Source organism: Lentzea sp. NPDC020367, from assembly GCF_044387305.1.
Classification (GTDB): Bacteria; Actinomycetota; Actinomycetes; order Mycobacteriales; family Pseudonocardiaceae; genus Lentzea.
In genome coordinates this window covers 252,888-274,849 of sequence record NZ_JBIRVV010000004.1, presented here as the reverse complement: position 1 = coordinate 274,849, position 21,962 = coordinate 252,888, and the positions used below count along the sequence as shown (strand labels likewise).

Below are 21,962 nucleotides of genomic sequence, written 5' to 3'. Positions count from 1 at the left end.
GTCAGTGCCCCGCACTCTGGCCGCCGTCGACGTGCAGGATCTCGCCCGTCACGAAGCCGGCCTGTTCGAGGAACGTGATCGCGTCGACGACGTCGGAGATCTCGCCGATCCGGCCGACGGGGTGCAGTCCGGCCAGGGCCTCGTGGGTCTCCGGGGCGTGCATCGGCGTCTTGATGATGCCGAGCGCGACGGTGTTGAACCGGATGTTCCTGGTCGCGTACTCGACGGCGAGGGACTTGGTGACGGCGTTCAGACCGCCCTTGGTCAGCGACGCGAGGGCGGACGGCACCGCCGACAGCGCGTGGTCGACCAGGGTCGTGGACACGTTCACGACGTGGCCGCCGTTGTCGTCCATGGCCGCGACCGCGCTGCGCGTGATGTCGAAGAACCCGACGAGGTTGGTGCCGGTGACGGCCGCGAAGTCCTCGTCGGTGTACTCGGTGAACGGCTTGGCGACGAAGATGCCGGCGTTGTTCACGAGCGAGTCGACCCGGCCGAACCGCGCCAGCGTCTCCTTGACGACCCGCGCGCCCTCACCGGGCTTGCTGAGGTCGGCGCGGATCGCGAGCACCTCGGGGTCGTTCGAGTCCTCGATGGAACGCGAGACCGCGACAACCGAATAGCCGAGCTTGCGATAGGCCGGAACGAGTGCCGCGCCAATTCCCTGCGACGCTCCCGTGACGATTGCCACCCTGCTGGTCATTTTCCTGCTCGCTTTCGAAGGAGGAGTAGCGGTTCTGACAGCCACAACCACGCGCTCCCGCTCCGAATTTCGCGGAATTGCGACCCGTTTCCTCCCTCGTGCGAGGCTCAGCCTCTCAACGCACGGTAGGGGTCGTCCGAGGGCAGCCAGGCGCGGTCCAGACCGAGGTCACCGACGTCCCGCACGATCGCGTCGGCGGCGGCGATGACGTCCGCGCGTTCCTCGTCCTCGCGGCGCACCAACGACCAGGTCCACACGACCTCGGGATCGACGACGGGCCGTTGCACGAGATCCGGCGGCAACGGCGTTGTCTGCCCCTTCGGCGAGTTGAGCACCGGCGTCGTGCACACCCGCACGTGGTCGAAGAACGCCGGCCCGGTGATGGCGCCGTTGTGGATGCGCCGGACGACGCAGCCGGTGTCCCGCGCGAACTCCTCGGCGTAGTCGTTCCAGGACTGCCACGACGTCACGTCGTCGTCCACCAGCACCGCGATGTCCTTGGCCTGCACCGGACTCGTGTCCGTGCCCACCGCCACCGCGTAGAGCCGATCCGCGCCGAGCAGGTGTGCTTTCAGCCCGAGCTGCGCCGCCTCGGACTTGCGGATCCAGCACACGGCGAGGTCGAGGCTGCCGTCCGCCACCCGTGCCGCCTGCTGGTGCGACGGCACAACCCAGGCGTCCACGTAGAGCTGCGCGACCCCGGCCGTGCGGGCGGTCAGGTCCGGCGGCAGCCAGTTCACGTACCCGATCCGCACCGGCCGCGACCCGGACAGCTGCCGTGCGTGCCGTTGCAGCTCATCGGCCCGTTCGAGCAACGCCCGCACCTCGGGAACCAGCGCGGCACCGGCGGACGTCAGCGCGACGGTACGGCGATCGCGGGCGAACAGCGGCACGCCGAGGTCCCGTTCGAGCGCCTTGATCTGCTGCGACAACGAGGGCCCGGCGATCAGCAGGCGCGCCGCCGCCCGACCGAAGTGCAGTTCGTCGGCGACCGCGAGGAAGTACCGGAGTTGACGCAGTTCCACCACGCCATCCTAGGAGGCTCAGGCTCTCACGCAGGAGAAAGCCGGTCGTGGCGCCCGCAGCCGCACGGTCGCACGATGAGGGCATGAGAGAGTTCATCGTCGAGATCACCACCACGATCCCGGACGGCACACCCCAGTCCGAAGTGGACTCACGCCGCGCGGCCGAAGCGGTGCGGGCCAAGGAGCTCACGACGAGCGGCAACCTCGTCCGGTTGTGGCGGCCTGTCGGCGAGATGCGCAGCATCGGCCTGTGGCGGGCAGTTGACGAGGCCGACCTCCACGCTCATGTGCTCGGCACGCTGCCGTTGAGCCCGTGGATGACGTTCAACGTCACGGCCGTGCAGCCTCACCCGAACGACCCCGGCCGTCTGTGAGCGCCCGGCAGGCCGCCGCGGCGCTGGCGGCGGCCATGGGCATCGGACGGTTCGTCTACACGCCGATCCTGCCGCTGATGACCGCGCAGGCAGGCCTGTCGGCTGCTTCGGCCGCGTCGCTGGCCACCGCCAACTACCTGGGCTACTTCGTCGGTGCGCTCGCCACGATCGTGCGGGCGCCGTCGCGGCTGGTGAACCGAGTCGCGCTCGTGCTGCTCGTGGCCACCCTCGCCGGGATGCCGCTGACGCACGGCATGGCCGCGTGGTTCGTGCTGCGGCTGCTGGCCGGGGTGGCTAGTGCGGTGGTGTTCGTGGCGGCGATGAACGCCCGGCCTGGGTGGGGCATGAGCGGGGTCGGGGCGGGGATCGCGCTGTCCGGGTTGCTGGTGCTGGTCTGGGGGCAGTGGCAGGCCGCGTGGTGGGCGGCGGCGGTGGCGGCGGGCCTGCTGGCCGTCGTGGGGTGGGGGCTGGAGCCTGCCGGGGATGTGGTTGTGCGGCGGGATGGCGGCCGGGGTGCGGCCGCGCTGCCGGGCAGCGATGTGGCCGGGCAACGGGCAAGTAGTCTGGGTGACGCCGACAGGTCAGGCTGCGATGTGGCCGGGCAACGGACGCGTGGCCGGGCCGGCGATGTGACCGGGCAGGAGCCGGGAACCTCGAGCTCCGCCGCGAAGCGGCTCACCCGTTCCTCCCGCCGCGCCTTCGCCACCCTCTTCGCCGCCTACACCCTCGAAGGCGTCGGCTACATCATCGCCGGCACGTTCCTGGTCGCCGCCATCAGCGGCCCGCTCGGCAGCACCTCGTGGATCCTGGTCGGCGTCTCCGCCGCCCTCTCCCCCGTCCTGATGGCCCGGCTCGGCAACGGCCGCCCGGCGCTGGTCGCCGCGCTCGCAGTCCAGGCCGTGGGCATCGCGCTCCCGGCCATGACCGGCACCACCGCCGCCGCCCTGGTCGCGGTCGTCCTGTTCGGCGGCACGTTCATCGGCATCGCCGCCACCGCCCTCAAGCTCGGCGCCGACCTCGGCTTCCCGAGAGCCGCCGCCACCCTCACGGCCGGCTACTCGGCGGGCCAGATCATCGGCCCGCTGATCGCCACCCCGTTGCTGCACAACGGCTACCACCAGGCGTTGCTGCTGGCGGCCGCGGTCGTCGCGCTGGCCGCGATCACAGCTCTAGCACCACCTTCACGTCACCGGGACGCGACTCGAACGCCTCGGCGAAAGACTCCAGCGGCACCCGCCGGGTGATCATCGACGACAGCCACGCGTCGTCCGCGCGGTCCAGCACGGCCGCGGCCTCGCGGTAGTGCCGCACGTTCGAGTTGACCGTCCCGAACACGATTCCGTTGCGCAGCACCAGATCCCGGTTGATCTGCCCGATGTCGGCCGGGATCACCTCGGTGGACGGCACGCCGGTCAGGCACACCAGGTCCCGCCCGAGCAGCCGCGCCACCAGCGACGGCGCCCCGGTCGCCTCGATCACCACCGGGCAGTCGGGCAACGTCCGGTGGTACGTGGCGCCGAGCGACTCGACCAGCGAGGGCTTCGGGCCGTCGACGGCCAGGTCGAACACGTGCACGTCGAGGCCGCGCTGCACCCCGATCAACGCCGCCAGCAGCCCGATCGGGCCCGCCCCCGTCACCAGGACGCTCTCGAACGGGAACGGCGCCAGCCGGTCCAGCCGCTCCCACGCCTTCACGACCACCGACGCGGGTTCGACCAGAACACCCGTCGAGGAACTGACACCAACGGCATAAGCGGCAGGCACTGTCCACAAAGTCGAGCCGTAGCCGTCGAGGCCCGTGATCCCGCGCTCCGTGTACTGCCCGTTCCGGCACATGTCGAACTCCCCGCGCGCACAAGCGACGCACGGCACCGGATCCGGACGACGCACCACCCCGGCGACCAGCGAGCCCGGCGCGAACCCGGGCCCGCTGACCACGCGGCCCAGCGACTCGTGCCCGATCACGAGAGTTCCGCCGACGCCGAACTCGCCGCGCACGATCTCGCGGTCCGTCCCGCAGATGCCGATGGCCACGCCCTCGACCAGCAGGTCCTCCGGTCCCGGCTCCGGGTCGGGCAGTTCGGTCAGGGACAGGGACCCGGCCCGTGCAAGATCAACCGTCAGTGCGCGCATGAAGACCATTCTTGACATATCAACAGCGACGCGCTGGTATGAGAGCGCTCTCACCGCCGCTGAAAAAGGTCACTGCCTGTCTCAGTGAGGAGATAGTCGATGCGCAAGCTCCTGCTGCTCGCGACATCGGCCCTACTAGGGCTGACAACGATGTCCGCACCTGCTGTCCAAGCCGCTCCACCGAACCTGCTCCCCCTCACCGTCACGAACAACTCGGGCCGCGGTGACGCGACCCACCTGTACGTGTTCGGCGAGATGGGCGGCCGGCTCGGGTACGTCAACGCGAACGGCCAGTTCACGGCCTGGTCCGGCGGCGGAATCCCGCCGACCCCGGCACCGGACGTCTCGATCCCCGGCCCCGGGAACGGCGCCAGCCGGACCCTGCAGATCCCGCTCAACCTCGCCGGCGGCCGGCTCTACATGTCCTTCCGGGACAAGCTGAAGTTCTCCCTCGTTCCCAACGGCCTGGTGCAGCCGGCGCCGTGGGCCGCGGGTGACCCGAACCGCGACATCCTGTTCGACTGGAGCGAGTTCACCTACAACGGCGGCGGGTTGTGGTTGAACAGCTCGCAGGTGGACATGTTCTCGGTCCCCCACGCGGTCGAGGCGACCTCGCAGAGCGGCGTCACCAAGAAGACCGGCCAGCTGGTCTCCAACGGGCGCAACCGCATCTTCGACCAGCACCAGCAGCTCGGCGGCGACTGGTCCCGGCTCGTCTACACCCGCTCGGACGGCACGCGGCTGCGCGTGCTGAACCCGAGCAAGGGCCTCGACGCGGGCGTGTTCTCCGGCTCGTACTTCGCGAACTACGTCAGCAGCGCCTGGTCGACGTACCAGAACACGCCGCTGACCGTCGTGCCGTACCAGAACGAGCCGAACCGCAAGTTCACCGGCCGCGTCAGCGGCGGGAACCTCAACTTCACCAACACGGCGGGCCAGCAGGTCGCGTCGTTCCAGCAGCCGTCCACCCGGGACGTCTTCAACTGCGACGGCCGGCTCGCGGCACCGAACAACGACATCGGTGCGATCTCGCGCTCGCTGTGCGCCGGGCTCAACCGCTCGACGTTCGGCTTCATCCACACCCAGCCGACCTACAACGCGGCCGACTTCTACACCCGCGCGACCACGAACCACTTCTCGAAGATCGTGCACCAGAACATGGTGGACGGGAAGGCCTACGGGTTCGCGTTCGATGACGTCGGCGCGTTCGAGTCACTTGTTCACGAACCGAACCCGCGTTCAGCGAAAATCACGCTGACCGGATTCTAGACCGAAGCAATCTTGCTTTTGATCGACTTTCACTCCACTGTGTGAGACGCCGTCGCCGCGGCTCTCACACAGTGGAGTCGTTGTGTGCGTACGGGTCCTGCTGGTCGAAGACGACGAGCGAATCCGGCAGGCTTTGAGCCTTGCCTTGTCCGACGAGGGATTCACCGTTGACGAGGCAGGTTCGGGCGAAGAGGCGTTACCGCGTTTGGAGACGGAATCGTTCGATGTGACGCTGGTCGACCTCACGTTGCCCGGCATGGACGGCCTGGAGGTCGTGCGGGCGCTGCGCTCGCGCGGTGACCTGCCGATAATCGTGGTGACCGCGCGAACGGACGCCCGTGACGTGATCGCCGGGCTGGAGGCGGGGGCGGACGACTACGTCACGAAACCGTTGATGGCCGGAGTTCTCGCCGCGCGCATCCGCGCGTTGTTGCGCAGGCGCGGGCCGGGCCGCGAAGCCGTTCGGATCGGGGAACTGGAAATCCGTCCGCAGGAAGGGCTCGTGCACCGAGCGGGGGAACGCGTTCATCTCACCAGGACGGAATTCCGGCTGTTGCTGGAACTCGCTGGTGCGAGCGGCCGAATCGTCACCAGGGAACAGCTGCTGCAAAAGGTTTGGGGATATGACTACTTCGGTGACACCCGGCTGCTCGACGTGCACATAAGGAGACTTCGCCGCAAGATCGAGGCCAACCCGGACGATCCGGAACTGGTGCTCACGGTGCGCGGCACCGGCTATCGGATCCGCTCGTGAGGCTCACGCTCCGCTGCCGGGTCACGCTCTCGTTCGGTTTCGGCCTGCTGGTCGTCACGAGCGTGCTGGCGTTCGGAACCTGGAACCTCGCCTCCGGCTACATGCTGCGGCAACGGGAGGCGAGCGCGACCAGGCAGGCCGAGGTCAACGTGCGGCTGGTCGAGCGGTCGCTGGCCTCGCCGGGCCTCGACGAACTGCTGACCGGCCTCACGACCGGGCCCGACTCGTCGATCCTGGTGATGAGCCCGGAGGGCCTGGTGACGGCGGGCCGCAAGGTCGAGCCGTCGCAGCTACCCGCCGGACTGGTGGAGCACCCGCCGGGCAAGGAGCGGATCACCGTGGACGGGCTGCCGATGCTCGCCGTCGCACGGCCGGTGGCGGGCAACGCCGTCTACGTCGAACTGTTCGGGTTGCAGCAGCTCAACCGGACGTTCGCGTTCCTGAGCGCGGTGCTGATCGCGGGCACGATCGGGTCGGCGCTGCTCGGGGCGGCGCTGGGCTCGTGGGCGTCGAAGCGGGCGCTGAAACCGTTGACGGAGCTGAACTCCGCCGCGGGCCGGATCGCGGGCGGTGACCTGCACGCCCGGCTGCCCGACCAGGATGACCCGGATCTCGCGGCGCTGGCGGCGAAGTTCAACTCGACGGCGCAGGCGCTGGAGCAGAGAGCCCTGCGGGACGCCCGGTTCGCGTCGGACGTCTCGCACGAGCTGCGGTCGCCGTTGACGACGATGGTGAACGCGGGCGCGGTGCTGCGCCGGCGTCGCGAGCACCTGCCCGGCACGGCGGGAACAGCACTCGAACTGCTGACCTCGGAGGTCGACAGGTTCGCGCGGATGGTCGTGGACCTGCTCGAGATCTCGCGGGCGGACCAGACCGACGACCCCGCGCCGGAGGAGATCGCACTGGACGCGTTGGTGCGCAACGTGATCGCGACCCGCGCGCCCGTGCCCCTGGACCTGGAACCCGCCATCGTGCTGGGTGACCGGCGCAGGCTTGACCGGGTGCTGACCAACCTGCTGGACAACGCCGAGCGGCACGCCGGGGGCGCGGTGCTGGTGTCCGTGCGGACCGGTGGTTCCTCCGCGCGGCTGGTGGTGGAGGACGCCGGGCCCGGTGTGCCGGAGGGGTTGCGGGAGGAGATCTTCGAACGGTTCGCGCGCGGGGTGATGGCGGGCAGCCGGGGCGACGACACGGGCAGCGGGCTGGGGCTGGCGCTGGTCCGCGACCACGTGCACCGGCTGGGCGGCCGGGTCTGGGTGGAGGACCGTGCGCCGTGCGGCTCCCGGTTCGTCGTCGAGATGGTCTTACGGAGTTCTGACGGCTAGTCGCTCGAGCACGCCGGGGCGTCACGGGAGTCCTACGGTCGGTGCATGCGAGTACTGATCACCGGCGGGGCCGGGTTCATCGGGTCGCACGTCGCGGACGAGCTGACCTCCCAGGGCCACGAATGCGTGGTGCTCGACGCGTTGCTGCCCGAGGCGCACAGCGCTGTTCCTCTGCTGGACCACGAACTTGTCATCGGCGACGTGACCTCCCCCGACGTGCTGCGGCCGTTGCTGTCCACTGTGGACGCGGTGTGCCACCAGGCGGCGATGGTCGGGCACGGCGTGGATCCGTTCGACGCGCCCTCTTACGCGCGCCACAACGACCTGGGCACGGCGGTGCTGCTGGCCGAGATGTACCGGGCCGGGGTGTCGCGGCTGGTGCTGGCGTCGTCGATGGTCGTCTACGGAGAGGGGCGCTATCGGTGCCTCTCGCACGGGATCGTGCGGGCCGAACGGACTGCCGCCGACGTCGAACGAGGTGTGTACGAGCCGCGGTGCTTCTGCGGCGACTTCGTGGTCTCCGAACTGGTGCCCGAGGACGCTCCGCTGGAGCCCCGCAGCACCTACGCGGCCACGAAGCTGGCGCAGGAGCACCTGGCGGTGGCGTGGGCCCGGCAGACCGGCGGGAGCGTGTGGGCGTTGCGGTACCACAACGTCTACGGCCCGCGGATGCCGCGCGACACCCCGTACGCCGGGGTCGCGTCGATCTTCCGGTCGGCGCTGCAGAACGGCGTCGCGCCTCGGGTGATGGAGGACGGGCGGCAACGGCGCGACTTCGTGCACGTCACGGACGTCGCGCGGGCCAACGTCCTGGCCCTGTCGTCGCCGCGTCCGGGCTTCGAGGCGGTGAACGTCTGCTCCGGCACCCCGCACACCATCGGCGACCTGGCGTTCGCGCTGGCCGACGCGTGCGACGGGCCGACGCCCGAGATCGTGGGCGGGGCGCGGCCGGGCGACGTCCGGCACGTGGTCGCGTCACCCGCGAAGGCGTTGGACGTGCTGGGTTTCGAGGCTCAGGTCGGGTTCGAGGAGGGCGTGCGGGAGTTCGCGTTCGCCTCGCAGCGGGAGTCCGTCACCAGTTCGTGAGGACGAGGTGGTTCACCGCCAGGGCCGTGACGGCCTGGGCGGTGAGCCACCTCTTCTGGTTGTCCAGCTTCGCGGTGCCGGCCATCAGCCACACCGCGAACGGCAGCCAGATCCGTTCGGTCTCGGCCTTGCTCAGCCCGGACAGATCGGCGGCCAGGATCGCCACGCCGGCCGCGAGGACCCATTTGTCCTTGCGCAGTCCCTTGACGCCTGCCGGGCCGATGACCAGCGCGAGTGCCGCGAGGTTCGCCCACACCCAGTACCAGTACGGCCTGACGTCGCCGATGCCCTGGTAGTAGCGGAGTTTCACGAGCTCGTAGCCGTCGAGCCACCAGAACCCGCTGAGCGCGAACGCCCCCACGACCGCGAGCACGCCCGCGGCAGCCCAGCCGATCCGGCGGAGGGGAAGTCCTTCGCCGCGCCGCCAGACGGCGGCGAGCGCGAGCGGTGCCAGCAACACCAGGCCGTAGGACAGGAACAGGCACCAGCCCAGCACGATGCCGCCCAGCACGGGCCACCGGGTGAGCAGGTAGAGGCCGACGGCCGCGACGCCCATGAACATGCCGTCCGCCGACGCGCCGATCCACACCGCGCCCGGGAACAGCACCAGGAACGGCAGCACGGCGTTGTTGTTGATGGCCTTGGGAATCGCGACCACGGCGAGCGACCCGACGAGGACGCAGAAGATCGAGGCCGCCGCCCCTCCCCCGAGCCCGACGCGGTCGAGCCCCACGAACGTGAGCAGCGCGCCCGGCGGGTGTCCGGAGACGTGCGTGGTCCACGAGTCGGGCTGGAAGTCGGGGATGCGCGCGGCGAACCCGCGCAGCATGGCCGGGACGTCGGTGATGCCGGGAACCTCGTGCAGGTACTCGTCCTCGGTCGTCAGCCTGGTGACGAACCGGCCCCAGCCGTCGATCATCGCCAGCGCGAACGTGAACGCCACCGAGGCGGCGTAGGCGATCGGCAGCGCGAACCTGTGCTCGGCGAGCTCAGGCCCCTTGGCGACGACGAGGAACGCGATCAGGACCGCGATCGGCGTGCCGAAGCCGATGTGCGGCTCCCAGTTCCCGAAGATCGGTGCCGCCGAGGCGTAGAGGAGGTTCGGGTCGAGGGCGTTGACGACGACCCCGGTGACGATGGCGGCAACGACGAGCAGTCCTGCGATGACTAGACGCACCGCGCCCAACCTAGGGGGTGCCAGCGGTTCTCGCGGGCCTCGCAAGACAATCGTAAGAACTCTTTCGTGCGTCACAATTCCGTAAGCACCACAACACTTTCCGATGGTCCAGGGTGGACACATGGATGTCGTGTTGCCCTGCCTGGACGAGGCCGCCGCACTGCCCGCGGTCCTCGCCTCCCTTCCTACCGGATACCGCGCGATCGTCGTGGACAACGGTTCTGTGGACGGCTCTCCCTCGGTGGCCGCCGCTCATGGCGCACTGGTCGTGCACGAACCCAAGCGCGGCTACGGCGCCGCCGTGCACACCGGTCTGCTCGCGGCCACCTCTGGCCTGGTGGCGTTCGCCGACGCGGACGGTTCCCTGGACCTGGCCGAACTGCCCGCGATGGCCGCTCTGCTGGCCGACGCCGACCTCGTCGTCGGCCGGCGAAGGCCCGTGCAGCCGGGCGTCTGGCCGTGGCACGCGCGAGCGGGCAACGCCGTGATCGCGTCCCTGTTGCGGCGCAGGGGTTTGGACGTCCACGACATCGCGCCCCTGCGGGTGTGCCGGCGCGAAGCCTTGCTGGCGCTGGACCTTCAGGACCGCGCCTTCGGCTACCCGCTGGAACTCCTGGTGCGCGCGGCCGAGGCGGGCTGGCGGGTGCTCGAGGTCGACGTCTCCTACGGCCCGCGAGCGGCCGGCACGCGCTCGAAGGTGTCGGGTTCGGTGCGCGGCACGATGCGCGCGGCGCGGGACATGGCGGGGGTGCTGCGATGAGGTTCTGCCTGCTGATCATGGCCAAGTCGCCGATCCCCGGCCAGGTGAAGACCCGGCTGTGCCCGCCGCTGACCCCCGAGGAGGCCGCCGACATCGCGGCCGCCGCGCTGCTCGACACGGTGGAGGCCGCGCTGAACACACCCGGCGCCGTGCCGGTGGTCGCGCTGGCCGGAGTGGTGCGGCGCGAGGACGTGCGGGACGCGCTGGCGGAGTGCGTGGTGATCCCGCAGCGCGGCCAGACCTTCGCCGACCGCCTGGTGCACGCGCACGCCGACGTGGCGCGGTTCGGGATGCCGGTGCTGCAGATCGGGATGGACACGCCGCAGGTGACGCCGTCGCTGCTGGAGTCGTGCGCGGAGTTCGACGAGGCCGCGCTCGGGTTCGCGCTGGACGGCGGCTGGTGGGCGCTCGGCCTGCGGGACCCGCTGCGGGCCGACGTGCTCCGCGACGTGCCGATGTCCCGCGCGGACACCGGGGCGCGGACGCTGGAGGCGTTGCACGGCCTGAAGGTGCGCAACCTGCCGGTCCTGTCCGATGTGGACACGATGGCCGACGCGCGTGCCGTGGCGGCGCTGGCACCGCACACCCGGTTCGCCGCGACGCTGACCGAACTGGCGGCGGTGGCGCGATGATGTTCGACCAGGCCCTCCAGGGACGCCCGAGCTGGCTCGATCTCACCGGCACCGCCCCGCGCGAGCTGAGCGTCGCCCGCTGGCAGGCGGACGCGGACGGTGGCGACTCCGTCCTCCTCGACGCCTGCACCGGCCCCACCCTCGACGTCGGCTGCGGCCCAGGCCGTCTCGTGGCGGCCCTGCTGGCCCGTCAAGTCCAGGCGCTCGGCGTCGACGTGTCACCGGAGGCGATCCGGCGCACCACCGAACGCGGCGGCATCGCGATCCGCCGCGACGTGTTCGACCTGATGCCCGGTGAGGGTCGCTGGCAGCACGTGTTGCTCGCCGACGGCAACATCGGCATCGGCGGCGACCCGGCCGCGTTGCTCCGCCGCGTCCACCAGCTGCTCAAGCCCAGCGGAACCGTGGTCGTGGAGGTCGAGCAGCCGGGCTCCGGGCTGACCATCGGCCAGGCTCGGGTGCGGACGGAAGGCACCAGGGGCGACTGGTTCCCGTGGGCCTGGAGTGACGCGGAGTCCCTGACCGCCGACGGGTTCTTCCTGCTGTGGCAGGTCGAACGCGCCGGGCGCTGGTTCGCGTGCTGGGAGCGGTTGTGAAGACCCCGGCCTTCAAATCCCCCGCACACCACACCGGGGTGACCAGCCGGGTCGGCACGTGGCTCGGCATCACGTTCGGGCTGTGCTTCGTCACCGGCCTGCTGAGTCACGGCGTGCAGCACGACTGGGTGTGGCCGACCCGGCCGGTCGACCTCTACCGCGTCACCCAGGGGGTGCACGTGATCTCCGGGGTGGCGTCGGTTCCGTTGCTGCTGGCCAAGTTGTGGAGCGTCTACCCGAAGCTGTTCGAACGGCCGCTGGTCAAGAACGTGCCGCACGCCCTGGAGCGCGGCTCGATCTTCGTGCTGATCGCGGCGTCGTTCTTCGAGCTGGTCACCGGGCTGTTCAACGCGGCGCAGAACTACCCGTGGTCGTTCTACTTCCCCACCGCCCACTACGCGGTGGCGTGGATCGTGATCGGCGCGCTGCTCGTGCACATCGCGGTGAAGATCCCGGTCATCCGGCGCACCCTCGAACCCAAGTCGGACGAGCGAACCATTTTGTCCCGCAGGGCTTTCCTGCGCACGACCGCGTTGACCACAGGTGTCGCGGTCGTCGCGACCGCGGGCGTCACGGTGCCCTGGCTGCGCAAGGTCTCGGTGCTGGCCTGGCGATCGGATGGCGACCTGCCGGTGAACCGGACCGCGCAGGCCGCGAAAATCGTTGTGCCGCAGGACTGGCGGCTCAAAGCCGGAACGAAGAGCTACTCGCTCGAGGAACTGCAAGCGCTGCCGCAGACCACCGTCGACCTGCCGATCGCGTGCGTCGAGGGCTGGAGCCAGAACGCGACCTGGACCGGCGTCCGCGTCTCCGAGCTCGTCAGCGGCGGCGACGTGCGGGTCGAGTCGCTGGAGAAGGACGGGCTGTACCGGGCGACGACGCTGCCCGAGGCGTTCGCCCAGGACCCGCTGACGTTGCTGGCGCTTCAGCTCAACGGCGAGGAACTCAGCCCGGACCACGGCTATCCGTGCCGGCTCATCGCCCCGAACCGGCCGGGAGTGCTGCAGACGAAGTGGGTCACGTCGCTGGAGGTCGAGAAGTGAGCGCCACGACCGGGATGAGGTTCGCGCTGGGCGCGGTAGGCGTGGGGCTGGGCGCGTGGGGCGCTTGGCTCCTGCTCCCCCAGATCACCGTCGAGCTGCTGTTCTGGCTGGGCGGAGGCGTTGTCCTGCACGACTTCCTGATCGCCCCGCTCGTCGGCGCCTCCGGGCTCGTGATCAAACGCCCGTCCATCGGCATCGGCCTGACGGTGTCCGGAGTCATCACGCTGATCGCGATCCCGTTGCTGTGGCGCGAGTACAGCGGTCCGGTCAACCCTGGCCTGCACGACCGCGACTACCCCACCGGAGTCGCGGTCGCGCTGGGCGTGACCTGGGCCGCCGTGGCCCTATACGAGGTCGCGGCGCACCTTCAGAAGCGTCGCCGCGCCCACGAAGAACACGACGTACCCGACGAGGAACAACGCCGCGGTGGTGCCGCTGAGATCGGTCAGCACACCGGGAGCGCCCGATCCGCCGACGGCACCGGCGAGGTTGCCGGCCGAACCACCGGGCAGCACCTCGGTCAGCGACTCGACCGGGCCGAGCAGGGAACCCACGCCCCGCAACAGGTTCTCCGTCACGATCGCCCACATCAGCCCGAGCCCGACAGCCAGCGCGGGTCCCTTGGTGACGACGCCGAGGAACACCCCGAACCCCGTCCACATGGCGGCGATCAGCAGTGACGCGCCCAAAGCCTTGAACACGCCGAGTCCCGGCAGGCTCCAGTCCCAGCCTTCCAGCGACGCGACCGTGATGGACGCGCCGAGGTTCACGACGAACGTCAGCGCCACCAGCAGCACCACGATGATCCCCAACGCCCCCAGCGTGCCGGCCATCGCCGAGACCCGGCGCGGGCCGGCGGTCAGCGTCGTCTTCCAGGTGCCCCAGCCATATCCGCTGCCGACCGCGAGCGCCGCCAGCACCAGGATGATCGCCCCGCCGAACATGGGCAGGCCGCGCACCACGGCCGCGCCCACGTTCTCCGGCTGCATCGCGCTGATCAGCTGCTGTTGCGAGAGGTCACGCGTGTTGGTGCCGCCGTTCAGAGCGAGGTAGTTGAACACGTAGCCGAACGTCAGCGTCATCACCAGCCAGACACCGATCAGCACCCAGGTCGCCGGCCACTTCCACAGTCGCAGCAGTTCCGCCTTCACGCTGCCCATCACGCCGCTCCCGTCATCTCGAAGAAGACCTCTTCCAGGGTCCGGCGCAGTGGCCGGACCTCCTGCACGTCCACGTCGGCGTGCACCAGCGTGCGCACCAGGGAACCCGCGTCCGTCTCGCGCACGTGCAACACGTCGCCGTGCAACGTGCTGCCCTCGATCAGCACGTGCGCCTTCTCGATCGGGTCGGCGCGGATCAGCAGCACGGTGTCGCCGCGCAACTGGTCGACCGTGCTCTCCGCGACCAGCCGTCCCTGGGAGATCACCCCGACCCGGTCGCAGATCTCCTCGACCTCGCCGAGCAGGTGGCTCGACAGCAGCACGGTCTGACCCTGCGCCGCCAACGCCCGCACCAGGTCGCGCATGTCGGCCATGCCCGCGGGGTCGAGGCCGTTGGTCGGCTCGTCGAGGATCAGCAGTTCCGGCTGACCGAGCAGGGCCGCGGCGACGCCGAGCCGTTGCTTCATGCCGAGCGAGTACCGGCGGAACTTCTCGTCGGCGGCACCGACGAGGTCGACCTGTTCGAGCGCCGCTTCCACGTGGGTCTTGCCGACGCCCCGGCGGGCCGCGTGCACGCGCAGGTTGTCGCGGCCGGACAGGTAGGGGTAGAAGCCGGGTCCCTCGATCAGCGACCCGACCTTGAGCAACGCCTTGGGGGTGCCGGGTGCCTCACCGAGCACCGTCGCGGTGCCGCTGGTGGGCTTCACCAGCCCCAGCAGCATGCGGATCGTGGTCGTCTTGCCCGCGCCGTTGGGACCGAGGAACCCGTAGACCTCGCCCCGCCGCACGGACAGACTGACCTCGTCCACCACGGCGCGGTCGCCGTAGCGCTTCGTCAGCTTCTCCGTCGTCACGATCATGCCGACAATCGTGTTCCCGCGAGAGCCTTGGGGCGTCCGCTCCGGAGCGTCATGAAGATACGCACATCTGCGTACGTCGCCGGTCGTATGGTCGGATCATGCGCATCAAATGGCAGGACATCGCGCTGACCGTGGCGCTGCTGTTCTTCGGACTCGGCGGGACGCGGTTCGCCGCACGTCTCCAAGGCGCGGAGTCACTCGACGTCCTCGCCTACGTGCTCATCACGCTGGCCGCCGCCGGCCTGCTGTTCCGCTCGGTCCGTCCGCTGTGGACGGTCGGCGTCACGACCGTCACCATCGCCGTCTACCTGGCGCAGGGCTACCCGTTCGGCCCGATCCTGATGAGCGGCGTCGCGGCGATGTACGCGGTGGCCGTGTACGCGCGCATCGAACTCGCCGCCGCGTCCGCGCTGGTCTACGCGCTGGCGATCCTGCCGTGGTGGAACGACTCGATCACCTCGTGGATCACCTGGTCGGCGGGCTGGATCCTGCTGCCGGTCGCGGCCGGCGTGTTGATGAGGCTGCGCAGGAAGTCCGCTGTGGACGTTCGCGAGCGTGCCGTCATCTCCGAACGGCTGCGGCTCGCCCAGGAGGTCCACGACGTCGTCGGCCACGGCCTGAGCGTGATCGCCATGCAGGCGGGCGTCGCGCTCTACGTGCTGGACAAGGACCCGGCGAAGGCACGCGCCTCGCTGGAGGCCATCCGCGACACGTCGAAGGAGGCGCTCGACGGCCTGCGGTCCGAACTGGACACTCTGCGCGGCTCGGCCCCGCTGACGCCGACGATCACCCTCGCCGACATCCCGGCACTGGCCGCACGGATGCGCGAGGCGGGGCTGGAGGTGTCGGTGGAGGTGGCCGACGTCGAACTGCCGGACACCTACCAACTGGCCGTCTACCGAATCGTGCAGGAGTCGCTGACCAACGTCCTGCGCCACTCCTCCCCCGGCGTCACCGCGTCCGTACGCGTCTACGTCGTGCGCGGCGAGCTCGTCGTGCACGTGACCGACACCGGCACGCCCAGCGCGTTCACCGAGGGCCACGGCATCACCGGCATGCGTTCACGGGCCGAAGCGCTGGGCGGCACGCTCGAGGTCAGCGGATCGCAGGGCTTCGCGGTGATCGCCCGGATACCGTTTCCCGCATGATTCGCGTGGTGGTGGCCGACGACCAGCCGCTGGTCCGGATGGGACTGCGGACGTTGATCGAGACCGAGGACGGCGTCCAGTTCGCCGGAGAGGCCGCCGACGGCCGCGAGGCGTTGTCGCTGATCCAGTCCACCAAACCGGACGTGGTGTTCCTCGACATCCGCATGCCGGTGATGGACGGCCTGGAGGTGCTGCGCCGCGTCTCAGCCAACCCCGAACTGGCTGACGTGCGGATCGTCATGCTCACGACGTTCGACCTCGACGAGTACGTGTTCGAGGCGCTGCGGACCGGCGCGTCCGGGTTTCTGGTGAAGGACTCCGACCCGACCGATCTGCTGCGCGCCGTGCACGTGGTGGCCGACGGCGGTTCGCTGCTCTCGCCGTCCGTCACGCGCCGCGTGATCGACCGGTTCGCGTCCGGCGCGTCGGCAAGGCCCGTGCCGCACCTGGACAAGCTGACCGAACGCGAGCGGGAGATCATGCGACACGTGGCGTCCGGCGCGTCCAACGACGAGATCGCCGCCGTGCTGGTGATCTCGCCCGCGACGGTGCGCACGCACGTGTCGCGGGCGATGGTGAAGCTGGGCGCACGCGATCGCGCCCAGCTCGTCGTGTTCGCCGTTCAGTCAGGCCTCACCTGACCTGCAGATCGACTCCCGAGGTCTCCTGACCCTCCTGGACGTGGACGAGGTCCGGGTGGGTCTGGATCTCGTCCTCGAAGTTGCCGTGGAACAGCATCCGCACGTCCTGCGTGGCGTAGCCCTTCATCGAGTACTCGTACGAGCTGTTGCGCGATGCCGACGGCCCGGCGTAGTCACCGGTCACGGAGTTCACCGCGAGCACCGTCGTGTACTCGAACGGCCTGGTGGCGTTCACCAGCTTCCCGCTGATCCTGCCGGGCTTCTTCAGCCGTGCGTCGGCGGTGGCGGTGCCACCCGGCGTGACCTGGACCGGCGTCGCGCTGAAGCGGTCCGCCGCCCCGCCCGACCACTGCCAGGCGTGGTCGCCGTACTCCGACGGGAACTGCACCTTCCACGCGTACGGGCCGAGACCGCTGATCTCGTACCGGCCCTCGGTGTAGGTGCACTTCACGTTGCGGCCCTGGGAAACGTAGTAGTGGGACGGCGTCACCGACGGGCACAGGCCCGACACCGCGGCACCGGACGCGTCGTCGACGACGGAGCCGCTGATGGTGCCCGCGCCGTCGAACTTCACCTGCACGGCCGTGGTCTGGCCGCTGACGAACTCGAACCACTTGGCCTGATCCACGTCGCCCGTGCCGCCGTTCTCCCCCACCCACTGGCTGCCGTGCGAGGCAGAGGCGCGCGGGTAGACGAAGAACCGCTCCCGGCCAGGCCAGTAGCCGTTCACCCGGAGCTTGCCGGTGCCGTCGTAGCCGCAGTGGCTCTGGTTCCAGTCGACGACGTTGCGCCGGTCGGGGTACACGGAGATGTAGCAGCCGTCGACCGGAGCACCCGTGGCAGCGTCGGTGAAGGTCAGCTCGAAAACGGCCTCGCGCTGCAACGTGCCGGTGGCGACCGCGGTCTCGTCCGTCTTGACCTCCACGTCCTCGATCGTCTCGTAGAGGTAGCCGGTCGGCTGCTGGATCAGGAAGCGCCACTTGCCGGTGAGCAGGTTCTCGTACCGCGCCTTCCCCTCGGCGTCGGTCCTCACGGTGTACCCGGCGCCGAGTTCCACCGGCAGCGACGCGTCGACGGCCACGTTCGGCATCGGCTCACCGGTTGCCCGGTCGCGGATGGTGACCTCGGCACTGCCCATCGGCCGGGCGAACTGCTCGACGACGAACTCCTGGTCGGCCTGGACGGTGAACGCGGTGCCGCCGTCGTACCAGTGGTCCGTCGAGTACGGGTAGTAGAAGCGGAGCTTGTGCTGACCTGAGCGCACGTGCGCGAAGCGGAACCCACCGTTCACGTCGGTGCTCGCGCGTTCCTGGTCGTTGCCCCAGTGATCGGTCAGCACGACACCGACGTTCGCGATCGGCTCACCGGGCTTGCGCAGGTACGTGCCGCGCACCGAGCCGTACGTGAACGGCTTCATCGCGATCGACACGGAACCCGGTGCGGTCACCGGTTCGCTCAGGTGCTCCTCGTGCTCACTGGCGTGAGCGAAGATCCGGTACTGCCGGCCTGCCGTGAGCGGGATGTCGAACTTGCCGGCGTCGTTGGTGAAGCCGTCGCGCACCCATCCCCCGTCGGGCGTTTTCGCGATGACCTGGATCCCCTTCATCGGCAGCCCGGTCGCGGCGGACGTGACCGTTCCGTCGATCCCGGTCGGACTCGCCGAGGCCGGCGTGCCTGAGACGAGCAGGCTGAAGACGGCCGCCAGCGCGGCCACAGTTCTGAACATCGTTCCCCCTAGAACGGACGGCTCCCCCTGAGCCGTCCGTTCGACCATAGGGTGTAGAGGTCAGGCCTGGGAAGCGTCGAAAGCCTGCTTCAGGCCCTGCGCGATCTCCGGCGGGATCGAGTCGTAGGCGCGCGGCGGCTGCGGGTCGTACTCGATGCCGACCTGCACGGCCTGCGCGACCATCTCGCCGAACTCGGCCTCGACCAGCCGCAACGCCATGTCGATGCCCGCCGACACGCCGGCGCCGCTGACGACCTTGCCGTCGAAGACGACACGGTCCGTCGACACCTCGACGCCGCGCACCTCCAGGTCCTCGCGCGCGGCCCAGTGCGTCGTGGCCTTCGAGACCAGCCCCGCCTCGGCGAGCAGCGTCGAGCCGGTGCACACCGACGTCGTCCACTTCGTCGTCGGGTGCACGGCCTGCAGCCACTCGACGACGCCGCCGGAGTCCTCCAGCAGTTCCCTCCGGTGCCCGGAACCCGGCACCACCACGATGTCCGTCGACTTCAGCGAGTCGAACGTGTCGGTCGGCACGACGGTCAGCCCGTTGTCGGACGTCACCGGGTCGAGCGTCGCGGCGACGAACCGGGTCGTGACGATCGGCACGCTGCCGAGCACCTCGAACGGGCCGACGAAGTCGAGCGCGGTCATGTTCGGGTAGAGCACGAACGTGGCTTCCATCAGGCAACCCCAGTGGTCCGGAAACGGGCGCGGTAGCTGCCCGGCGACACGCCGAGCACGCGCAGGAAGGCCCTTCGCAGGGTCTCGGCGGAGCCGAACCCCGACTGGCGGGCGACGAGGTCGAGCGAGTCCCCGGTGCTGGCCAGCCGGTCGGCGGCGGCCTCGACGCGGGCCCGTTCGACGTACTGCGCCGGTGAGACGCCCACGTTGCGGGAGAAGACGCGGGCGAAGTGCCGCACGCTCATCATGGCCTTGCGCGCCATGACCGGCACCGTCCACTCCCGCGTCGGATCGGCGTGGATGTCGTCGAGCAACGCGCGCAGCGAGCCGTCGCGCACCGGCTTCGCGCGGGTGTGCACGCTGAACTGCGACTGGCCGCCGGAGCGCTGCAGGAAGACGACCAGGTACTGCGCGATCCTGCGGGCGAGCTCAGGCCCGTGGTCCTGTTCGACCATGGCCAGCGCCAGGTCGATGCCCGCCGTGACGCCCGCGGACGTGGACACCTCGCCGTCGCACACGAAGATCGCGTCCGGCTCCACCTCGACGCCGCGGTTCTCCAGCTCGCCGGTGAACGCCCAGTGCGTCGTCGCCTTCTTGCCCTTCAGCAGCCCCGCGCTCGCGAGCACCACCGATCCGGTGCAGACACCGGCGACCCGGCGCGACTTCAGCGCGAGCCGCCGCAGGTTGGTCATGAGCGCCGCGTCGGACGCGGCCTCGTCGTAGCCCCAGCCGCCGACCACGATCAACGTGTCGATCGGACGGTCCAGCTCGCGCAGATCGGCGCCCGCCTCGATGCGCACGCCCGCGGTCGCGGTGAACGGTCCTCCCCCGAGCGTGGCGAGCGTGACCTCGTAGCGCGGCTCGCCGTAGTTCGCTGCCTGGAACACCTCGATCGGTCCCGCCAGGTCCAGCAGCGCCGTGCGGTCGTAGCCGACCACGACTATCTCCCTCAGATTCCCCACACCTCCACTTTCCTCATCCCGACCTGAGGCGGCAACGCCATATCCCCCTCGCATTCGGCCACCCCCGTAAACTGGTGCGCGATGCGCAAAGTGCTCTTCTTCGCGGCGATCGGCCTGCTCACGATCCTGCTGGTCGTGAGCGACCACGTGTTCCCGCCTCCCTCGGAGCCCGATCGCGAGACCAGGACCGCGGTCGTGGCGCTCGGCGACAGCACGATGTCCGGCGAGGGCGCCGGCGACTACGAGCCGGGAACCGACGGCGAGGACGGCGGCAACTGGTGCCACCGCTCACGCCAGTCGGAGATCGTGAAGACCGAGTTCCAGGCCGACCAGAAGATCAACCTGGCGTGCTCCGGCGCGAACTCGGACAAGCTGCGCAACGAGCAGTTGCCCCGGTTGCGCCAGATCGCCGGGCAGAACCAGGTCGTCGCGATCGTCGTGGCCATCGGCGCGAACGACGACCCGAGGTTCTCCGAGATCCTCAACAAGTGCTTCGAGGCGTGGGGCAAGCGCAGCGACTGCACGTCGTCGGTCGCGCCGGAGTGGACCAAGCGCGTGCGGCGGATGATCCCCAAGGTCGAGAACACGCTCAACGCCATCCGCCAGACCATGCGCGACTCCGGTTACCTCGACTCCTCCTACCAGCTGGTCGTGCAGTCGTACGCGGCGCCGGTGTCGCCGAAGATGCCGCAGTCGCTGCAGAACCTGTCCGGCTGCCCGCTGCGCACCGCCGACCTGGAGTGGGTCGTCGAGGAGGCCGTGCCGGAGCTGTCGAACGGCCTGCGCACCGCCGCGGCCAAGGTCAACGCCCGTTTCCTCGACCTGGCGCGCGCCGGTGAGGGGCACGAGGCGTGCGTGGGCGGCAGCAAGCCCGAGACGGAGTGGTTCACGCGGTTGACGGTCGACTTCGAGGGCTTGAAGGACCAGAAGCGCGCGTCGCACGCGTTGCAGGAGTCGTTCCACCCCAACGCCCGCGGGCACGAGCAGATCGGCCGGTGCCTGACCGAGTTCCTGGCCTCGGACAAGCGTGACGGCGCGTGCGTGCCGCGGCTGAACGGCACACTCGGCCTCACGACGGAGAGCTAGACCCAGCGCTTGAGTTCGTCGGCGGGCCAACCGGGATCGCCCGTGCGGGCGAACCTCGCCCACGCCAGCGCGATGTCGCCGCGGAACATGTCCGGGACGTCGGCGCCGTGATGTGCCGGGGTGCGGGCGTAGATCGAACGGAACGCGCCGCCGTGCTCGTCCGCCAGCCGCATGGTCGGACGCTGGAACAGTTCCGCGTCCTCGTCTGCGGTGTGGCACACCAGCAGGTCGACGTCGTACGGGCCTTCCAACGGGCTGCGCGGCAGCGTGTAGCCGTCGACGATCGGTTGGTACAGCACGACTTCCGGGTCGGCTTGCCGTTGTGTCCTGACCGCTTCCTCCGGCGTGAAGAACCGTCCGGCGAGGCTGTGCGCGATCGCCCGGTGGAACAGGCCCTTCGCGGCCGGCATGACCATCAGGCTCGCGACCGTCTGCGCGCCGGACGACTGCCCGGCGACGGTCACGGTGGCCGGATCTCCGCCGTAGCGGGCGATGTTGCGCTGGATCCAGCGCAACGCCGAGACGACGTCGAGCAGTCCGCGGTTGTGCGGAAACCCTTCCAGGGCACCGTATCCGTCGACCGTGAGCCGGTAGTCGCAGCTGACGAACACGATCCCGTTCGACGCGTGGAAGTCGCCCGCGTACTCCGGTTGTGCCGAGGTCCCAACGGTGTTCGCGCCGCCGTGGATCCAGAGGAGCACCGGGGCCGGACCGTCCGTTGTGGACCAGACGTTCAGCGTGTGCCGGTCACCGAAAGCGCCCGCCGGCTCGCCGTCGCAGTCCACCGGTGGGTGGAAGCGCAGCGGGCCGACGGGCGGTTC

Annotated in this window: 23 protein-coding genes; 13 read left to right on the top strand and 10 right to left on the bottom strand. The window is 70.0% G+C overall.

Features of this window, described 5'->3' with window-relative positions:
• Position 1 precedes the first annotated feature (1 nt).
• On the bottom strand, positions 2 to 703 hold the full coding sequence (locus tag ACH413_RS18955; protein ID WP_360034423.1) for an SDR family oxidoreductase: 702 nt from the start codon (positions 701 to 703) through the stop codon (positions 2 to 4).
• A gap of 107 nt (positions 704 to 810) precedes the next feature.
• Positions 811 to 1,728 (bottom strand): LysR family transcriptional regulator, encoded by a 918-nt coding sequence (locus tag ACH413_RS18950; RefSeq protein WP_360034426.1) that lies wholly within the window; start codon positions 1,726 to 1,728, stop codon positions 811 to 813.
• Between the two features lie 83 nt (positions 1,729 to 1,811).
• Between ACH413_RS18950 and ACH413_RS18945 the strand changes: the two genes are divergently transcribed.
• Positions 1,812 to 2,102: a muconolactone Delta-isomerase family protein gene (locus ACH413_RS18945; RefSeq protein WP_360034429.1), complete on the top strand. Its 291-nt coding sequence runs from the start codon at positions 1,812 to 1,814 to the stop codon at positions 2,100 to 2,102.
• Complete coding sequence (locus tag ACH413_RS18940; RefSeq protein ID WP_360034431.1) at positions 2,099 to 3,346, top strand: YbfB/YjiJ family MFS transporter; 1,248 nt, start codon at positions 2,099 to 2,101, stop codon at positions 3,344 to 3,346. Before ACH413_RS18945 ends, ACH413_RS18940 begins: the two co-directional genes overlap by 4 nt.
• Here ACH413_RS18940 and ACH413_RS18935 read toward each other — a convergent pair.
• A complete protein-coding gene (locus ACH413_RS18935; RefSeq protein WP_360034434.1) occupies positions 3,264 to 4,235 on the bottom strand; it encodes an alcohol dehydrogenase catalytic domain-containing protein in 972 nt (323 codons plus the stop codon). The genes ACH413_RS18940 and ACH413_RS18935 overlap by 83 nt on opposite strands.
• A gap of 99 nt (positions 4,236 to 4,334) precedes the next feature.
• Here ACH413_RS18935 and ACH413_RS18930 point away from each other — a divergent pair, with 99 nt between their 5' ends.
• From ACH413_RS18930 to ACH413_RS18915, 4 genes are all read left to right on the top strand, one after another.
• Positions 4,335 to 5,504: a beta-1,3-glucanase family protein gene (locus tag ACH413_RS18930; RefSeq protein WP_360034437.1), complete on the top strand. Its 1,170-nt coding sequence runs from the start codon at positions 4,335 to 4,337 to the stop codon at positions 5,502 to 5,504.
• Positions 5,505 to 5,586: 82 nt separating this feature from the next.
• On the top strand, positions 5,587 to 6,258 hold the full coding sequence (locus ACH413_RS18925) for a response regulator transcription factor (RefSeq protein WP_360034440.1): 672 nt from the start codon (positions 5,587 to 5,589) through the stop codon (positions 6,256 to 6,258).
• On the top strand, positions 6,255 to 7,583 hold the full coding sequence (locus tag ACH413_RS18920; RefSeq protein WP_360034443.1) for a HAMP domain-containing sensor histidine kinase: 1,329 nt from the start codon (positions 6,255 to 6,257) through the stop codon (positions 7,581 to 7,583). The genes ACH413_RS18925 and ACH413_RS18920 overlap by 4 nt, the downstream gene beginning before the upstream one ends.
• Positions 7,584 to 7,628: 45 nt before the next feature.
• Entirely contained in the window at positions 7,629 to 8,669 is a 1,041-nt protein-coding gene (locus tag ACH413_RS18915) for an NAD-dependent epimerase/dehydratase family protein (protein ID WP_360034446.1), read from the top strand.
• On the opposite strand, the gene ACH413_RS18910 is transcribed toward ACH413_RS18915, so the two are convergent.
• Positions 8,656 to 9,846 carry a hypothetical protein gene (locus ACH413_RS18910; protein ID WP_360034449.1) on the bottom strand — a complete coding sequence of 397 codons (1,191 nt, stop codon included), beginning with the start codon at positions 9,844 to 9,846 and terminating at the stop codon, positions 8,656 to 8,658. The genes ACH413_RS18915 and ACH413_RS18910 overlap by 14 nt on opposite strands.
• 121 nt (positions 9,847 to 9,967) lie before the next feature.
• Here ACH413_RS18910 and ACH413_RS18905 point away from each other — a divergent pair, with 121 nt between their 5' ends.
• The 4 genes from ACH413_RS18905 to ACH413_RS18890 are packed head-to-tail and all read left to right on the top strand — an operon-like array spanning position 9,968 to position 12,877.
• Positions 9,968 to 10,606: a glycosyltransferase family 2 protein gene (locus tag ACH413_RS18905; protein ID WP_360034452.1), complete on the top strand. Its 639-nt coding sequence runs from the start codon at positions 9,968 to 9,970 to the stop codon at positions 10,604 to 10,606.
• A complete protein-coding gene (locus ACH413_RS18900; RefSeq protein ID WP_360034455.1) occupies positions 10,603 to 11,238 on the top strand; it encodes a DUF2064 domain-containing protein in 636 nt (211 codons plus the stop codon). Before ACH413_RS18905 ends, ACH413_RS18900 begins: the two co-directional genes overlap by 4 nt.
• The gene (locus ACH413_RS18895; RefSeq protein WP_360034458.1) at positions 11,235 to 11,834 is read left to right on the top strand and encodes a class I SAM-dependent methyltransferase; all 600 of its coding nucleotides are present in this window, start codon (positions 11,235 to 11,237) and stop codon (positions 11,832 to 11,834) included. Before ACH413_RS18900 ends, ACH413_RS18895 begins: the two co-directional genes overlap by 4 nt.
• Entirely contained in the window at positions 11,831 to 12,877 is a 1,047-nt protein-coding gene (locus ACH413_RS18890; protein WP_360034460.1) for a molybdopterin-dependent oxidoreductase, read from the top strand. The genes ACH413_RS18895 and ACH413_RS18890 overlap by 4 nt, the downstream gene beginning before the upstream one ends.
• 344 nt (positions 12,878 to 13,221) lie before the next feature.
• Here ACH413_RS18890 and ACH413_RS18885 read toward each other — a convergent pair whose 3' ends face one another.
• Both ACH413_RS18885 and ACH413_RS18880 read right to left on the bottom strand, forming a co-directional pair.
• Entirely contained in the window at positions 13,222 to 14,037 is an 816-nt protein-coding gene (locus ACH413_RS18885; protein WP_360034463.1) for a hypothetical protein, read from the bottom strand.
• A complete protein-coding gene (locus ACH413_RS18880) occupies positions 14,037 to 14,897 on the bottom strand; it encodes an ABC transporter ATP-binding protein (RefSeq protein ID WP_360034466.1) in 861 nt (286 codons plus the stop codon). Before ACH413_RS18880 ends, ACH413_RS18885 begins: the two co-directional genes overlap by 1 nt.
• A 98-nt stretch (positions 14,898 to 14,995) precedes the next feature.
• Here ACH413_RS18880 and ACH413_RS18875 point away from each other — a divergent pair, with 98 nt between their 5' ends.
• Together ACH413_RS18875 and ACH413_RS18870 are read left to right on the top strand one after the other, a co-directional pair.
• On the top strand, positions 14,996 to 16,045 hold the full coding sequence (locus ACH413_RS18875; RefSeq protein ID WP_360034469.1) for a histidine kinase: 1,050 nt from the start codon (positions 14,996 to 14,998) through the stop codon (positions 16,043 to 16,045).
• Positions 16,042 to 16,686 (top strand): response regulator transcription factor, encoded by a 645-nt coding sequence (locus ACH413_RS18870; protein WP_360034472.1) that lies wholly within the window; start codon positions 16,042 to 16,044, stop codon positions 16,684 to 16,686. Before ACH413_RS18875 ends, ACH413_RS18870 begins: the two co-directional genes overlap by 4 nt.
• On the opposite strand, the gene ACH413_RS18865 is transcribed toward ACH413_RS18870, so the two are convergent.
• From ACH413_RS18865 to ACH413_RS18855, 3 genes are read right to left on the bottom strand one after another with little or no spacing between them, the layout of a single operon-like run.
• On the bottom strand, positions 16,679 to 18,412 hold the full coding sequence (locus tag ACH413_RS18865; RefSeq protein ID WP_360034475.1) for a carboxypeptidase-like regulatory domain-containing protein: 1,734 nt from the start codon (positions 18,410 to 18,412) through the stop codon (positions 16,679 to 16,681). The two genes, ACH413_RS18870 and ACH413_RS18865, sit on opposite strands and share 8 nt — an antisense overlap.
• Before the next feature lie 60 nt (positions 18,413 to 18,472).
• The gene (locus tag ACH413_RS18860; RefSeq protein WP_360034478.1) at positions 18,473 to 19,093 is read right to left on the bottom strand and encodes a DJ-1/PfpI family protein; all 621 of its coding nucleotides are present in this window, start codon (positions 19,091 to 19,093) and stop codon (positions 18,473 to 18,475) included.
• Positions 19,093 to 20,055 (bottom strand): DJ-1/PfpI family protein, encoded by a 963-nt coding sequence (locus ACH413_RS18855; protein WP_360034481.1) that lies wholly within the window; start codon positions 20,053 to 20,055, stop codon positions 19,093 to 19,095. Before ACH413_RS18855 ends, ACH413_RS18860 begins: the two co-directional genes overlap by 1 nt.
• Before the next feature lie 81 nt (positions 20,056 to 20,136).
• Here ACH413_RS18855 and ACH413_RS18850 point away from each other — a divergent pair, with 81 nt between their 5' ends.
• Positions 20,137 to 21,141 carry a GDSL-type esterase/lipase family protein gene (locus tag ACH413_RS18850; protein WP_360034483.1) on the top strand — a complete coding sequence of 335 codons (1,005 nt, stop codon included), beginning with the start codon at positions 20,137 to 20,139 and terminating at the stop codon, positions 21,139 to 21,141.
• Here the strand turns inward: ACH413_RS18850 and ACH413_RS18845 are convergent.
• On the bottom strand, positions 21,138 to 21,926 hold the full coding sequence (locus ACH413_RS18845) for a carboxylesterase family protein (RefSeq protein ID WP_360034486.1): 789 nt from the start codon (positions 21,924 to 21,926) through the stop codon (positions 21,138 to 21,140). The genes ACH413_RS18850 and ACH413_RS18845 overlap by 4 nt on opposite strands.
• Positions 21,927 to 21,962: the final 36 nt, after the last annotated feature.